Annotated in this window: 9 protein-coding genes; all 9 read right to left on the bottom strand. The window is 60.4% G+C overall.

Features of this window, described 5'->3' with window-relative positions; translation table 11 throughout:
• Positions 1 to 308: 308 nt before the first annotated feature.
• The 9 genes from yegQ to yegD all read right to left on the bottom strand — a co-directional run bounded on the left by yegQ (position 309) and on the right by yegD (position 15,229).
• Complete coding sequence (gene yegQ / locus ABR39_RS08020) at positions 309 to 1,670, bottom strand: tRNA 5-hydroxyuridine modification protein YegQ (RefSeq protein ID WP_024908121.1); 1,362 nt, start codon at positions 1,668 to 1,670, stop codon at positions 309 to 311.
• A 154-nt stretch (positions 1,671 to 1,824) separates the two neighbouring features.
• Entirely contained in the window at positions 1,825 to 2,157 is a 333-nt protein-coding gene (locus ABR39_RS08015; protein WP_047346508.1) for a YegP family protein, read from the bottom strand.
• 133 nt (positions 2,158 to 2,290) lie between these two features.
• A complete protein-coding gene (gene baeR / locus ABR39_RS08010; RefSeq protein WP_047346507.1) occupies positions 2,291 to 3,013 on the bottom strand; it encodes a two-component system response regulator BaeR in 723 nt (240 codons plus the stop codon).
• Positions 3,010 to 4,413, bottom strand: coding sequence for a two-component system sensor histidine kinase BaeS (baeS, locus tag ABR39_RS08005; RefSeq protein ID WP_047346506.1), 1,404 nt, complete (start codon positions 4,411 to 4,413; stop codon positions 3,010 to 3,012). Before baeS ends, baeR begins: the two co-directional genes overlap by 4 nt.
• A complete protein-coding gene (locus tag ABR39_RS08000) occupies positions 4,410 to 5,825 on the bottom strand; it encodes an MFS transporter (RefSeq protein WP_047346505.1) in 1,416 nt (471 codons plus the stop codon). The genes baeS and ABR39_RS08000 overlap by 4 nt, the downstream gene beginning before the upstream one ends.
• Positions 5,826 to 8,903 carry a multidrug efflux RND transporter permease subunit MdtC gene (gene mdtC, locus ABR39_RS07995; protein WP_047346504.1) on the bottom strand — a complete coding sequence of 1,026 codons (3,078 nt, stop codon included), beginning with the start codon at positions 8,901 to 8,903 and terminating at the stop codon, positions 5,826 to 5,828.
• Positions 8,904 to 12,026 carry an MdtB/MuxB family multidrug efflux RND transporter permease subunit gene (locus ABR39_RS07990; RefSeq protein ID WP_047346503.1) on the bottom strand — a complete coding sequence of 1,041 codons (3,123 nt, stop codon included), beginning with the start codon at positions 12,024 to 12,026 and terminating at the stop codon, positions 8,904 to 8,906.
• Positions 12,026 to 13,228, bottom strand: a complete 1,203-nt coding sequence (locus tag ABR39_RS07985) for an MdtA/MuxA family multidrug efflux RND transporter periplasmic adaptor subunit (protein WP_047346502.1) — start codon at positions 13,226 to 13,228, stop codon at positions 12,026 to 12,028. Before ABR39_RS07985 ends, ABR39_RS07990 begins: the two co-directional genes overlap by 1 nt.
• A gap of 648 nt (positions 13,229 to 13,876) precedes the next feature.
• Entirely contained in the window at positions 13,877 to 15,229 is a 1,353-nt protein-coding gene (gene yegD / locus ABR39_RS07980; RefSeq protein WP_047346501.1) for a molecular chaperone, read from the bottom strand.
• Positions 15,230 to 15,351 lie beyond the last annotated feature (122 nt).

The following is a 15,351-nucleotide window of genomic DNA, read 5'->3' as shown; positions in this document are numbered from 1 at the left end:
CGCAAAATGCGTCCCATCATCACTTTTTGAAAGTGTTTAACAAAATGAAAGCCCCGCAAATGCAGGGCTTTCATTATCGATGTGGTCAATGTGTGGACATTGGTTGAAAAAAATCCCTTTATTTCATTAGGTTAAAGAAAAAAATAAGCCCGCGTAAGGGAGATTACGCAGGCTAAGGAGGTGGTTCCTGGTACAGCTAGCATTTATGGGTTATGTTTTTCAGCGGGGGGATAATACCCGTATTGAACGAAGCGGTATGTGATCCGATTCTAAGAATTATCCCAGCGTGAAAAAATTTCCCTGATTGACTATTTGCCGTGTGGATTACGCGTGCTTTCACCGTTGAAATTACGCATCAGCAGCGCGAACTTCAGCTCCACCTCTTCCGGAACCGGCAGCCAGACGGTATGGCCGTCACCCGGTGCCACCTCAATCATTTCGCCTTTGCCGTTTTCCAGATGCTCCAGCGTAAAGTTCATGTTGCCCTGCGGGGTCATCAGCTCCAGGCTGTCGCCTTTGGTGAACTTGTTTTTCACCGCTACAGCCGCCAGCGCGCCTTTGCGCTCGCCGGTGAAGTCACCGACAAACTGCTGGCGTTCAGAGACGGAGTAGCCGTGCTCGTAGTTCTGGTAATCGTCATGGGTGTGACGGCGCAGGAAGCCTTCTGTGTAGCCGCGGTGCGCCAGGCCTTCCAGGGTTTCCAGCAGGCTGGTATCGAACGGTTTACCGGCGGCGGCATCGTCGATAGCTTTGCGGTACACCTGCGCGGTGCGCGCGCAGTAGTAATAGGATTTGGTGCGGCCTTCGATCTTCAGGGAGTGCACGCCCATCTGGGTCAGACGCTCGACGTGGGCGATGGCGCGCAGATCTTTTGAGTTCATGATGTAAGTGCCGTGCTCGTCTTCAAAGGCGGTCATGTACTCGCCCGGACGTTTGGCTTCTTCAATCATAAACACGCTGTCGGTTGGCGCGCCGATGCCCAGTGTAGGCTCAACGTTGGTCACCGGGATCGGCTCATGCTTGTGGACGATGTTGCCGATGTCATCCTCTTTGCCTTCCTGGACGTTATATTCCCAGCGGCAGGCGTTGGTGCAGGTGCCCTGGTTCGGGTCGCGCTTGTTGATATAGCCCGAGAGCAGGCAGCGGCCGGAGTAGGCCATGCACAGCGCGCCGTGAACGAAGATTTCGATTTCCATATCCGGCACCTGGGTGCGGATCTCTTCAATCTCTTCCAGGGAAAGCTCGCGTGACAGAATGACGCGGGTCAGCCCCATCTGCTTCCAGAACTTGACCGTCGCCCAGTTGACGGCGTTAGCCTGTACGGAGAGGTGAATATCCATCTCCGGGAAGTTCTCCCGAACCAGCATGATTAAACCCGGGTCCGACATGATCAGCGCGTCCGGCCCCATATCCACCACCGGCTTCAGGTCACGGATGAACGTCTTCAGCTTGGCGTTGTGCGGCGCGATGTTGACCACCACGTAGAATTTTTTGCCCAGAGCATGCGCTTCGTTGATGCCGAGCTGCAGGTTCTCGTGGTTGAATTCATTGTTGCGCACGCGCAGCGAGTAGCGAGGCTGGCCCGCGTAGACGGCGTCGGCACCATAGGCGAAAGCGTAACGCATATTTTGCAGCGTTCCCGCCGGGGAAAGGAGTTCCGGTTTAAACATGTTTGTTCTCGTTCTGATGACAGGTCAGATCCGCGTGCACCTGGTGCAGCGGTAAGGGGAGATCCCCCACTTTAAGGGCGGGCATTGTAGCGCTGCGGGGCTGGGAGGTAAAGCGCCGGGTCGCGTCACCGCTCTCCCGGCGCGCGTCGTGCTGTCAGGTGTTGTCTTTTACCGTCTGGGCAGAACCGTTGGTTTTGACCGAGGCGATACCCTTATCACGCGACTGTTCCGTCGCATAAAGCTGGCTGCTGCCAATGACCTGATGATTGCCCGCCTTGAGATTGAAATGGAACTTACCGTTAGAGGCCGTTTTCTTCTCGTAGCGCTCGTCCAGGGGGCTGTTCGTGCGTACGGAAGCAATGCCGTTTTCGGCGGCACTTTTGCTGGTGTAAAGCTCGCTGGTCAGAACGATCTCCCCGTTTCCAGCCTTCAGCACAAACCTGAACTGACCATCACTGCTTTTACTTAATTCGAACCAACCAGACATAGGAACTCCTTGATCGAAAGTAAAATTATCAGCACCAGTTATAAGCAAGCGAACCGGTAAAAAGAGTATGGTTGATTCCTGGATGGATTCCAGAAAAGAAAAACCCGCCAGAGGCGGGTTTCAGATGTAAACGTCACACTATCCTGCACGCATCCGCTTCCCATCGATATCCCACGCCATACACCGCGCGAATAAAAGACTGCTCGGCGTCCAGCGCCTCCAGCTTGCGGCGCAGGTTTTTGATATGGCTGTCGATGGTGCGGTCGGTCACGACGCGGTAATCGTCATACAGGCGGTTCAGCAGCTGCTCGCGGGAGAACACTTTCCCCGGCTCGTGGGAGAGGGTTTTCAGCAGGCGAAACTCGGCGGGAGTGAGGTCCAGCAGCTTGCTGCGCCAGCTTGCCTGGAAACGGCTTTCATCAACAATCAGCGGGCTCTCCGCGTCCAGCACCTGAAGCTCGCGCTGCGGTTTGCAGCGGCGCAAAATGGTTTTCACGCGGGCAACCACTTCACGCGGGCTGTAAGGTTTGCAGATGTAATCGTCCGCGCCAATTTCGAGCCCCAGCAGGCGGTCAATCTCTTCGATTTTGGCGGTCACCATGACGATCGGCACGTCGGAGAAGCGACGAATTTCCCGACACAGGGTCAGGCCGTCGGTACCGGGCAGCATCAGATCCAGCAGGATCAGGTCCGGCGGCGTCTGGCGCACGTAGGGCAGCACCTGGTCGCCGTGGCTTATCAGTGACGGGGCATAGCTGGCCGCGCGCAAATAGTCGATAAGCAGCTGCCCAAGCTTGGGTTCGTCTTCGACAATCAAAATGCGCGGTGTGTTTTCGTCAATCGGTAGCTCAGTCATACTTCTCTCGATAAATCCCGTTCCAGCGGTAACTCTACTGTAATGCTAACCCCGCCAAAAGGCGAATGGGCGGCGCGGAGGGTGCCATTATGCGCCTCGACGATGTTAACGCAAATCGCCAGCCCCAGGCCGGAACCGCCGCTGGCGCGGTTGCGGGAGCCTTCGGTGCGGTAAAACCGTTCAAACAATTTTTCCAGCTGCGCATCCTGCACGCCGGGGGCGGAATCCGCGAAGGTGAGGGCGAAGCGTCCGTTTTCCTGTTTGCCGGAGATATGCAGCCCGCCGCCGCTGTCGGTATAGCGCAGGCTGTTTTCCAGCAGGTTGTTGAAGAGCTGCATCAGACGGTCCTTGTCGCCAAACACCACCGCGCTGTCCGGCAGGGAGAGGTCGATTTTCAGGTTGCGGCTGGCAAATCGTTCCCGGAAGGCGCCGCTGGCGACCTCAAGCACGTTAATCACGTCGATGGGCGCCTTCTGGTAGGCCAGCGCGCCTTCATCCGACATGGAGAGCTGGTGGAGATCGTCCACTAGCTTGGTGAGCGTGCCCACTTCCGCCTGCAGGGAGGCGACCGATTCGGGCGTAAACTGGCGCACGCCGTCCTGAATGGCCTCCAGCTCGCCGCGCAGCACCGCCAGCGGCGTGCGCAGCTCGTGGGAGATATCGGCCATAAAGTCGCGGCGCATCTGCTGGTTCTTCTCCAGCGTGCTGGCGAGCTGGTTAAAGTCCTGCGCCAGCTTGCCCAGTTCGTCTTGGCTGCGGGTATCAACGCGGGTGGTGAAATCCCCGGCGGCCAGCTTGTGCGTACCTTCTACCAGCCGTTTTACCGGCGCGAGCAGGCCGCGCGCCAGCGGGAAGGTGGCGAGCGCGGCGAGCAGGGTGGAGAGGGCGACAATCAGCCAGCTTGTCCGGCGCTGCTGGCGGTCAAAGTTAATGTCGGTGTTGCGTGTCAGGCGCTCCACCGGTGAGGCGATAACCCAGCCGACGGTCGCGTTGTTGACCTTGATCGCGCGGCGGGTGCCGTCCGGCGGTATCGGCGCGCGCGGGCCAACCAGCGTGCGCATGTCCTGGTCGATCACCCAGAACTGGGTGCGCCATCCGTGCGGCGGCATACCCGGGCCCGGACGATCGTCACCCGCGTCGTGCTCCAGCGATCGCAGGATCTGGAAAACAAACCGGTCATTGTTGCGCAGGAAACGCCAGTTGCCGTGCTGGGCGTACTGTTCACTCAGCGCATCGCTCAGCCCCTGCAGGCGCTGCTCGTTGCCGTGCTTGATGTAATCAATAAAACCGCGCTCAAAGCTGATCCGCACCGCCCAGTGCATGGTAACCAGCAGAACGATACAGGTGGCAAATATCGCCACAAAGAGCTTGCCGGTAATCCCCGGACGCCAGAATTTCATGAGCCACTCCTTTTGCCGCGCCTAATCACGACGTTCTTGCTGGTATCATCCGGCACTCTGGCGAAGATGAAAGCGGGCAGGGCGATAATGACCGCCATGCTGAGATAGGTATATAAAAAGACCTGATGCGCCACCGGTGTGTCGACGCTGAGGTGGTGCTGACCGTACATGCCGAGCAGCAGGCCGGCAATCGTGACGCCCACGCTCATGGAGAGCTGCATAACCATCGACAGCAGGCTGTTGCCGCTGCTCGCCAGCTCGTCCGGCAGGTCTTTCAGCGTCAGGGTATTCATCGACGAGAAGCGCATGGAGTTGACGATCCCCTGGCAGAACAGCACCAGCGGCAGGGCGTAGTACCAGCCCATCAGCGCCACGGCCATAAACAGCAGGCTGACCAGCGCCAGCCCCAGCGTGGCGGCCACCAGCACGTGACGATAGCCAAAGCGGTTAACGACCTGCACCACGATGCGCTTCATGCCCATGCTGCCGAGCACCATCGGGATCATCATCAGGCCCGCGTGAAACGGCGAGAAACCCATGCCAATTTGCAGGAATACGGGCGTCATAAACGGCAGCATGCCGCTGCCGACGCGTCCGGCGAAGCTGCCGAACAGACCAAGACGGTAGGTGGGGTTTTTAAACAGATTCAGGCTGAACAGCGCCTTGTCATTCTCGCGAGCATGCCACAGATACCACAGAATGGCGGTGATGCCGATAACGACCAGCATCCCCAGCGTCAGGGACGAAATGCCCAGCCCCTTTTGCCCGTCGAGCGCCAGCGTGAGCGTGGCCATGCCCGCCGCCAGCAGGATAAAGCCGAAGAAATCAAAGCGCCGCGTCTGCATTTTGTAGTTCGGCATCAGGGTCAGCGTGGCGATCGCGCCGATGATGCCCACCGGCAGGTTGATTAAGAAAATCCAGTGCCAGGAGGCGTACTCTACCAGCACCCCGCCCAGCGCCGGGCCCAGCAGCGGCCCCACCTGGCCGGGCAGGGTCACAAAGGTCATCGCCGCCATGTACTGCTCGCGCGGGACAATCTTCATCACCGTTAGCCGCCCGACGGGCACCATCATCGCCCCGCCAACGCCCTGCAGCACGCGCGCCATCACCAGCTGGTCGAGGGTATTGGCCTGGGCGCAAAACAGCGAGCCGGTGGTAAACAGCACGATGGCGGTGAAGAAGATATTCCGCACCCCGACTTTGTCGGCCAGCCAGCCGCTGGCAGGCAGCATCACGGCCACCGTCAGCACGTAGGAGACAATCACCATATGCATATGCAGCGGGCTCTCCCCCAGGCTTTTCGCCATCGAGGGGAGGGCGGTGTTAACGATGGTCGTATCCAGCGACTGCATAAAAAAGCCGAAGGCGACTATCCATAATTGCCAGCGAACGCTGCTGGGAAGCTCAGTCATTTACCCGGTCACCGTGGTTCTGTTTTTACGCGAAAAGCGCAGCCGCAGGCGGTCAAAGAACAGATAGACCACCGGCGTGGTGTATAGCGTCAGCAGCTGGCTCATCACCAGGCCGCCGACAATGGTGATCCCCAGCGGCTGGCGCAGTTCAGAGCCGTCGCCGCCGGAGATCACCAGCGGCAGCGCGCCAAACAGCGCCGCCAGGGTGGTCATCATGATCGGACGAAAACGCAGCAGGCAGGCCTGGAATATTGCTTCTTCCGGCGACAGGTTGCCGTTGCGCTGGGCGTCCAGCGCGAAGTCGACCATCATGATGGCGTTTTTCTTCACAATACCAATTAATAGCATGATCCCGATGAGCGCGATGAGGCTGAACGGCGCGCCGAACAACTCCAGCGCCAGCAGCGCTCCCACTCCCGCCGACGGCAACGTCGAGAGGATGGTCAGCGGGTGCACGTAGCTCTCATACAGGACGCCAAGCACAATATAGACCGTGGCAATGGCGGCCAGAATCAAAATCACCTGCGAATTCATCGTCTCCTGGAACACCTGCGCGGTGCCGGCAAAGCTGCCTCGCACGGTGGACGGCACGCCAAGCTGCGTCATCGCACGGTTGATGGCGTCGCTGGCCTCCGAAAGTGACGAGCCGGCGGGCAGGTTGAAGGAGATAGTCGACGCCGCCGACAGCCCCTGATGGTTCACCGACAGCGGCGCGTTGGCCGGTCGCCAGCTGGCAAAGTAAGAGAGCGGTATCGCCTTGCCGTCATTGTTGATCACAAACATCTTGTCCAGGGCGCTGATGTCCTGGGTATAGCGCGGGTCAACCTCCATCACCACCTTATACTGGTTCATCGGCTGATAGATGGTGGAAATCTCGCGCTGGCCGAAAGCGTTGTTCAGCAGGCTGTTGGCGGCTTCAACGTTAATGCCCAGACGCGACATGGTTTCGCGGTCGTAGGTCAGGGCCATCTCGGCGCCGTTGTCCTGCTGATCGGAATTCACGTCCGCCAGCTCCGGCAGGGCGGCCAGCGCCTTGCGGATCTTCGGCTCCCACTCGCGCAGGGCGGCTAAATCATCAGAAAGCAGGGTGTACTGGTAGCTGGCGTTCGCCTGTCGCCCGCCGACGCGGATATCCTGAACGGCCATCAAAAACAGGTTGGCGCCCGGCTCTTTGGCGAGCTTCACCCGCAGGCGGTCAATCACCTGCTGCGCCGTTTCGTTGCGCTCGCCGCGCGGTTTCAGGGTAATAAACATCATCCCGCTGTTAACGCGTGACCCGCCGGTAAAGCCGGTCACGTTATCCACGGCTTTGTCTTCACGAATGATCTTCATAAAGTCCTGCAGCTTACCGCGCATCGCCTGGAAGGAAATGCTCTGGTCCGCCTGAATACCGCCCATCAGCACGCCGGTATCCTGCTCCGGGAAGAAGGTTTTCGGGATGGTGATATACATCCAGACGTTGAGCACGATGGTGCCGATCAGCACCAGGCCGACAAGCCGGGTATGGTTCAGCACCCACTTAAGCGATTTCCCGTAGCCCTCCTGCATCGCCATCAGGAAACGGCCAAAGCCTTTACGGCGCGGCTGCGAGTGCGGCTTGCTGCGCTTGAGCATCCAGCCGCACATCATCGGCGTGAGCGTTAAGGAAATAACCAGCGAAATGCCGATGGCAACCGACAGCGTGACGGCAAACTCCCGCAGCAGCCTGCCCGGCAGCCCGCCCATCAGCAGCAGCGGCAGGAACACCGCCACCAGCGACAGGCTCATCGAGAGCACCGTAAAGCCCACCTCGCGCGTGCCCTGAAGCGCGGCCTGCAGCGGCTTCACGCCGGCTTCCAGGTGGCGGGAAATGTTTTCCAGCACCACGATGGCATCATCCACCACGAAGCCCGTCGCAATCGTCAGGGCCATCAGCGACAGGTTATTGAGGCTAAACCCGCACAGATACATGGCGGCAAAGGTACCGATCAGCGACACCGGCACGGCCACCGCCGGGATCAGCGTCGCCCGGCCGGAGCGCAGGAACAGGAACACCACCAGGATCACCAGCGCGACGGAGATGATCAGCGTTTGCTCCACCTCTTCCAGCGAGGCCCGGATGGTCGGGGAGCGATCCTGGGCAATTTGCAGGTCGATCGCGGCCGGAATGGTCTGCTGCAGATCCGGAAGGCGGGCGCGAATGCTGTTCACCGTCTCGATAATGTTGGCTTCCGGGAGCTTGCGAATCATCAGCAAAATCGCCGGCTTGGCGTTGGTCATCCCTGCGTTGCGCACGTCCTGCACCGAGTCGGTGACGCTGGCAACATCGCTTAAGCGCACCGCCGCGCCGTTGTTGTAGTGAATAATGAGCGGCTGATACTCCGCCGCGGTTTTCAGCTCGTCGTTGGTGTGGATCTGCCAGCGGTGGCTGTTGTCTTCAATCGCCCCCTGCGGTTTGCGCACGTTGGCGTTGCTGATGGCGGAGCGCACGTCGTCCAGCGACACGCCCTGGTTGAACAGTGCCTGCGGGTTTAACCCCACGCGCACCGCGGGCAGGGAGCTCCCGCCGACGCTCACGTCACCGACGCCGTTAATTTGAGATATTGTCTGCGCCAGCTGGGTGGACGCAAAGTCGTACAGCTGCCCCTGCGAGTAGGTGTCCGAGGTCAGCGTCAGGATCATGATCGGCGCATCGGACGGGTTGGCCTTGCGGTAGGTCGGGCGGCTCGGCATCCCGCTGGGGAGCAGGCTTTGCGCGGCGTTGATGGCGGCCTGCACGTCCCGCGCCGCGCCGTTAATATCCCGGTCGAAGCTGAACTCCAGAATAATGCGCGTGCTGCCGAGCGAGCTGCTGGAGGTCATCTCGTTTACCCCCGCAATTCGCCCGAGCGAGCGCTCCAGCGGCGTGGCAACGGACGAGGCCATGGTTTCCGGTGACGCACCCGGCAGCGAGGCGCTGACCATGATCACCGGGAAATCCACCTGCGGCAGAGGCGCCACCGGCAGCAGCCGGAAGCCCAGCACGCCGCAGAGGGTAATGGCGAGCGAGATTAATATTGTCGCCACCGGGCGATAAATGAAGAGGGCGAAAAACTTCACTTATGCCTCCTCTTCACGTTTCGGGAAGCGGCTTTTGGTCCACAGCGCCAGGCGGTCAAACAGCAGGTAGATCACCGGTGTCGTGAACAGCGTCAGCACCTGGCTTACCAGCAGGCCGCCGACCATGCCGATACCCAGCGGACGACGCAGCTCAGCGCCGACGCCGGTGCTGAGCATCAGCGGCAGCGCGCCCAGCAGGGCCGCCAGCGTGGTCATCAGGATCGGACGAAAACGCAGCAGGCAGGCCTGGAAGATGGCATCGCGCGGCGACATGCCCTGCTCGCGCTCGGCGGCCAGGGCGAAGTCGATCATCATGATGGCGTTTTTCTTCACGATCCCGATAAGCAGGATGATGCCGATAATGGCAATGACGTCCAGCTCGCTGCCCGCCAGCATCAGCGCCAGCAGGGCCCCCACGCCCGCCGTCGGCAGGGTCGAGAGGATGGTGATCGGGTGGATAAAGCTTTCGTACAGCACGCCGAGCACGATGTACATCGCCACTACGGCAGCGACAATCAGCCAGATGGTATTGCCCAGCGCGGCCTGAAACGCCAGCGTGCTGCCCTGGAACTGGGTCTGAATGTCGGACGGGAAGCTTACCGCTTTTTCAGCGGCCTGAATGGCCTCCACCGCTTCGCCGAGAGAATAATTGTCCGGCACGTTGAAGGAGATGGTGGTGGACGGGAACTGATCCAGATGATTAATCGACAGCGGGGTGTAGCGCTCCTCCACCGTCGCGATAGCGCTCAGCGGCACAATACCGCCGTCTTTGCTGGTCAGGCGCACCGAGTCCAGCCCCGCCAGGCCCGGCGTGTTTTCCGTGTTGTGCTCCAGCACCACGCGATACTGGTTCGCCTGGGTGTAGATGGTGGAGATCAGACGCTGTCCGAAGGCGTTATACAGGGCGTTATCCACGTCCGCCATGGTAATGCCCAGACGGCTGGCGGCGTCGCGGTTGACGTTCACATACGCCGCCAGGCCTTTGTCCTGCCAGTCGCTGCTGACGTCCGAGAGCTGCGGCAGGGTTTTGAGCTTATCCACCAGCTGCGGCACCCAGGTGCTGAGCGCGTCCAGCGAGGTGGCCTGCAGCGTGAACTGGTACTGCGTGCGGCTGACCTGGGTATCGATGGTCAAATCCTGAATCGGCTGCAGGTAAAGCACCACGCCCGGCACGCGGGCGACGGCGCTTTGCAGACGTTCAATCACGGCGTTAACGCGGTCATCGCGGTCATCCAGCGGCTTGAGGTTAATTTGCAGGCGCGCGCTGTTGAGCGACGGGTTAGTGCCATCCACGCCCACGTAGGAGGTCAGGCTTTCTACTGCCGGATCCTTCATGATGATTTCAGACACCTGCTGCTGGCGCTGCGCCATGTTGGCGAAGGAGACCGACTGCGGGGCCTGAAGCGTGCCCTGAATAATGCCGTTGTCCTGGATCGGGAAGAAGCCTTTCGGAATGAAAATCCACAGCATCACGCTGAGTGCCAGCGTGCCGAGTGCCACGCCGAGCGTCGCCCACGGATGGTTGAGGACTTTCGCCAGCACGCGACCGTAGGCGGCGATAATCCGTTCGAACATGCGCTCGGAGGCGCGAGAGAAGCGGTTTTGCTTGCGCAGGGATTCGTGGCTCAGCATGCGGGCGCACATCATCGGCGTCAGGGTCAGCGAGACCACGGCGGAGATCAAAATGGCGACCGCCAGCGTGACGGCAAACTCGCGGAAAAGACGCCCGACGATATCCCCCATAAACAGCAGCGGGATCAGCACCGCAATCAGCGAAAAGGTCAATGAGATAATGGTAAAGCCGATCTCGCCCGCGCCTTTCAGCGCGGCCGCCAGCGGTTTTTCGCCTTTCTCGATATAGCGCGAAATGTTCTCGATAACGACGATGGCATCGTCCACCACGAACCCGGTGGCGATAGTGAGCGCCATCAGCGTCAGGTTGTTGATCGAGAAATCGAGGAACACCATCACCGCAAACGTACCGACCAGCGAGAGCGGTACGGCGACGGCGGGAATAATGGTCGCCGGAACGTTGCGCAGGAACAGGTAAATGATCATGACCACCAGCGCAATCGCCAGCATCAGCTCAAACTGGGTGTCGGTGACCGACGCGCGAATGTTAGTTGTGCGGTCGGAAAGCACCTTCACGCTGACCGATTTTGGCAGGCTTTCAATCAGCTGCGGCAGCATGGTGCGGATGCTGTCGGCGGTTTCGATGATGTTGGCGCCCGGCTGGCGCTGGACGTTCATCACGATCGCCTGCTGCCTGTTGGCCCAGGCCCCCAGCCAGCTGTTTTCCGCGCCTTGCTCCACGGTCGCCACATCGCCCAGACGCACCGGGGCGCCGTTCTGGTACGCGATAATCAGCTGGCGGTATTCATCGGCGGACTGCATCTGGTCGTTGGCGGAGAGTGTGACCGCGCGGGTTGGGCCGTCCAGCGAACCTTTCGCCGAGTTGACGTTGGCATTGCTGATGGCGTTGCGGATGGTTTCGCTGGTCAGACCCAGCGCGGCAATCGCCTGCGCGTTAAGCTTGACGCGAACGGCCGGACGTTGTCCGCCCGCCAGCGTGACGAGGCCGACGCCGGAGACCTGAGAAATCTTCTGCGCCACGCGCGTTTCGACCATGTCTTCGACCTGGGTCATCGGCATGGCGGAGGAGGTGACGGCAAGCGTCATGATTGGCGGATCCGCCGGGTTCACTTTGCTGTAGACCGGTGGGTTAGGCAGGTCCGACGGCAGCAGGTTGGTGGCGGCGTTAATCGCGGCCTGAACCTCCTGCTCGGCGACGTCCAGCGACAGCGTAAGCTGGAACTGCAGCGTCACGACGGATGCCCCGCCGGAACTCTGGGAGGACATCTGTTTTAGCCCCGACATCTGCCCAAACTGGCGCTCCAGCGGGGCGGTGATGGCGGACGTCACCACGTCCGGGCTGGCACCCGGATAGAGCGTTACCACCTGAATGGTTGGATAATCCACCTCCGGCAGCGCCGACACGGGCAGAAAGCGGTAGCCGATAATCCCGGCGAGCAGGATCGCCACCATCAGCAGCGTGGTGGCGACAGGGCGGAGGATAAACAGGCGTGACGGCCCACCTGTAGAGCCTGGCGGCATAACCTGCATCAGGAGGTCGCTCCCTGTTTCGCCGGCTCAACCACTTCCACTTTGGCCCCTTCGGTCAGACGGTCGATGCCGTCTGTCACCACTCGGTCGCCAGCGGAAAGCCCGGCGGCGATCACCACCGTCTGGCTGTCCTGAATCCCGGTTTTCACCAGATGTTTACTGACTTTATTGTCGCTGTTCAGTACCCAGACGAAGTTGCCTTCGTTACCCATCTGCAGCGCGGTGGTGGGGATCACCACCGCGTTCTCTTCGGTCGCGACCAGCATTCGCGCATTGACGAACTGGTTCGGGAAGAGGGCATCGTCCTGGTTGTTAAAGCGCGCCTTCAGCTTGATGGTGCCGGTGGTGGTGTCGATCTGGTTATCCAGACTGAGCAGGGACCCTTCGCTCAGTTTCTGCTTGTTGGTGCGGTCCCAGGCCTCCACCACCAGGCCTTTACCGGCTTTTTGCGCCTGCACTACCGTCGCAATGTCGCTTTCCGGCAGGGTAAAGACTAAATCGATCGGGTGGGTCTGGGTGATCACCACGATGCCCGTGGTGTCGCCGCTTGAGATCTGGTTGCCGATATCGACCTGCTTCAGGCCGACGCGGCCGTCAATAGGCGCGGTGATGCGGCTCCAGTCCAGCTGCAGCTGAGCGCTGGCGACGGCGGCTTCGTCGGCTTTGATGGTGCCCTGCGTTTCGCTGACCAGCGACTGCTGGGTGTCCAGCTCCTGACGTGACACGAGATTGGTTTTCACCAGCTGCTGGTAGCGCGCTAAATCGCGCCGGGCGTTGGCGAGCGTGGCTTTGTCTTTCGCGAGCTGGCCCTGCGCCTGGGCGAGGGCAACCTTGAACTGGCTTGGGTCAATTTCCGCCAGCAGATCGCCCGCTTTGACCTGCTGGCCTTCCTGGAAGTGAATAGCCATCAGCTGGCCGTCGACGCGGCTACGCACCGTCACGGTGTTGGCGGCGGTAATGGTTCCGAGACCGGTAAGGTAGCGAGGAACGGCTTTATTGACCGCCGTCGCCGCCTGAACCGGGGCCAGCGCGCCGCCGCGCATCCCGTGACGCCCTCCGCCTGCCGGGCGCTGTGGCTGGCTGGTGGCACCGGTGGGGGCGGTGGAGTTCGCGGATTGACTGTGCCAGTACCAGGCGGCGGCAAGGACCACCACAATGATGCCAGCGGCGATTGCCCAGCGGGATTTATGATTGCCTTTCATCGTTATACGTTCTCATCCTGAATACTTCGGGGAATGATACTAGTTTAGTCAGGCAACACAGCGGAAAAATGGAGGAAATATGGAAGACTGTCAGGAATGGTCTGAATGGAGGTAAACGCAAAACGGCAACATCCGTTGCCGTTTTTGGTGTTTGCACCCTCTCCCTGTGGGCTGAGGGTCTCCCAGTAATTTTTTTAACCGGAAGCGGTGAATGTTGCTTCAGGAAAATGAACGGCTTACAGCGATGCCCTGGTCCGGCTGTAAATCGCCGAGGCGTTTCCGTAGGGCCGGGGCGAGGCGCAGGGATGCGCCGAGAGGGCGTGGCCTGCAGGGATGCAGGCTCATGCCCGACCCGATAGCCTGAAGGAATAAGCCGAGGGTACCGCGAAGCGGCGATTTACCGCCGGGAGCCCGGGTCGCCAGGGTGGTGGCGACTGAGCCACCCTGGCACGTTCACAGGTCATGTCATTACAGAGTAGCAAGGAACATGAAGTGAACGGAATGACCTCCACAGCCGTATGTTCCCCCTCACCCCAGCCCTCTCCCTCAAGGGAGAGGGGGTCGTCCGTGCAGGCATTATTTTGTGGGGAACCCTCAGCCCTGTGGGAGAGGGCCGGGGTGAGGGCACCAGGCCGCACCGCAACCGCACTACCTAAACATCACCTGCGCCCAGCGCGCCAGGCCCGCGGTGACGGAGCCAAAGTCATCCCCACCGGCAATTGGAATCCCCGGCAGCTGTTCCGCCAGCGCTTTTTTGATCAGCGGTGAACGGGCGCTACCCCCGGTCAGGTAAATCACGTCAGGCTTCTCTTTGCCGTTCTCCAGCGCGAGCTGCACCTGTTCCAGAATGCGCTGCAGCGGCTGAGCGAGCGCCGTCTCCAGCCCCTCCTGTGAAATCGCCGTGGCCAGTTCGTCGCTGATAAACGGCAAGGACACCGCATGTTCCGCGCGATCGGAGAGGGCGATTTTGCTCTCTTCCGCAGTGCGCACCACGCGGTAGCTGAGGCGCTGACGCCATACTTTATACAGCAGGGCGACCTTATCGGCGTCCTGGGCATCGCGCACCAGATCGTTAAGGAAGCGGCCGTTAGCGGTGCTGTAAAAATCACTCTGCGCTGGCACGTCGTTGATGGCGATGGCGTTCCACCATGGCAGGATCGGCAGAGCGATCCCTTTCTCCGTCTGACCGCCCATGCCCAGCAGCGGCATCAGGCTCTTAAAGGCCAGCGCGATGTCGAGATCGTTACCGCCTACGCGGCAGCCGCTGTGCCCCAGCAGGCTGTTTTCGCGGTCGCGACGGTTATGCCACTGCGGCCCCATCAGCAGCAGCGAGCAGTCGGTGGTGCCCCCGCCGATGTCGACGACCAGCACGCGCTTCTCTTCCGACAGCGTGGCTTCAAAATCCAGCCCCGCCGCAACCGGCTCGTACTGGAATACCACGTCGCGGAAGCCTGCGCGCTGTGCCGCGCGCTCCAGGATCCCCTGCGCCTGCTGGTTGGCCTCATCGCCGCCCAGCCCCTGGAAGTTGATCGGACGGCCAATCACCGCCTGGGTAATCGCATCTGAAACCTGCGTCTGCGCCTGATTGCGGATGTGCAGCATCATCGCGCACACCAGGTCTTCAAACATCGCTACCTGCTGCGGCTTCAGGCCGCTGGCACCGAGGAAGGACTTTGGCGACTTAACGAAGTAGACCTCTTCAGGATCTTCAATGTAGTGCCCGAGCGAAGAGAGTCCGAACTGCACGCTGGACGGCGTAACGTCGATATCTTCCTCGCGGTTGAAGCTGACAGCCCGGCGCAGCAGCGCCTGGGTTTCCGCCGCCGTGGCCGGAACCTGATGGTGGCGGAACAGCCATTCGCTGACCGCTTCGCGGGTGGGCGCGCAGAGCATTGACGGCAGCAGCGTGCTCTCTTTTTCCATTTTCAGGAGCTGTGGTTGCCCGTTTTGCATAATCGCAACCGAGCAGTTTGCCGTACCGTAGTCGAATCCAATAAACACGATTAATCCCCATGCCAGTGAGAAGGGGCGAGACTTTAGCGGAATGCCCGTCCGGCGACAACAGGAATATGAAAGCAAGGCAAAACAGGACCTTTCCGTTTATGCTGTGGAGAACCTAAAAG

This window comes from Enterobacter genomosp. O, from assembly GCF_001022965.1.
Taxonomy (GTDB): domain Bacteria; phylum Pseudomonadota; class Gammaproteobacteria; order Enterobacterales; family Enterobacteriaceae; genus Enterobacter; species Enterobacter cloacae_L.
Note: the sequence above shows the minus strand (reverse complement) of the source record. Positions and strands in the feature narration are given on the sequence as shown.

Coding starts and splice junctions, on each gene's coding strand:
- yegQ (WP_024908121.1), bottom strand. CDS start 1,670: ATGTTTAAACCGGAACTCCTTTCCCCGGCGGGAACGCTGCAAAATATG.
- ABR39_RS08015 (WP_047346508.1), bottom strand. CDS start 2,157: ATGTCTGGTTGGTTCGAATTAAGTAAAAGCAGTGATGGTCAGTTCAGG.
- baeR (WP_047346507.1), bottom strand. CDS start 3,013: ATGACTGAGCTACCGATTGACGAAAACACACCGCGCATTTTGATTGTC.
- baeS (WP_047346506.1), bottom strand. CDS start 4,413: ATGAAATTCTGGCGTCCGGGGATTACCGGCAAGCTCTTTGTGGCGATA.
- ABR39_RS08000 (WP_047346505.1), bottom strand. CDS start 5,825: ATGACTGAGCTTCCCAGCAGCGTTCGCTGGCAATTATGGATAGTCGCC.
- ABR39_RS07990 (WP_047346503.1), bottom strand. CDS start 12,026: ATGCAGGTTATGCCGCCAGGCTCTACAGGTGGGCCGTCACGCCTGTTT.
- ABR39_RS07985 (WP_047346502.1), bottom strand. CDS start 13,228: ATGAAAGGCAATCATAAATCCCGCTGGGCAATCGCCGCTGGCATCATT.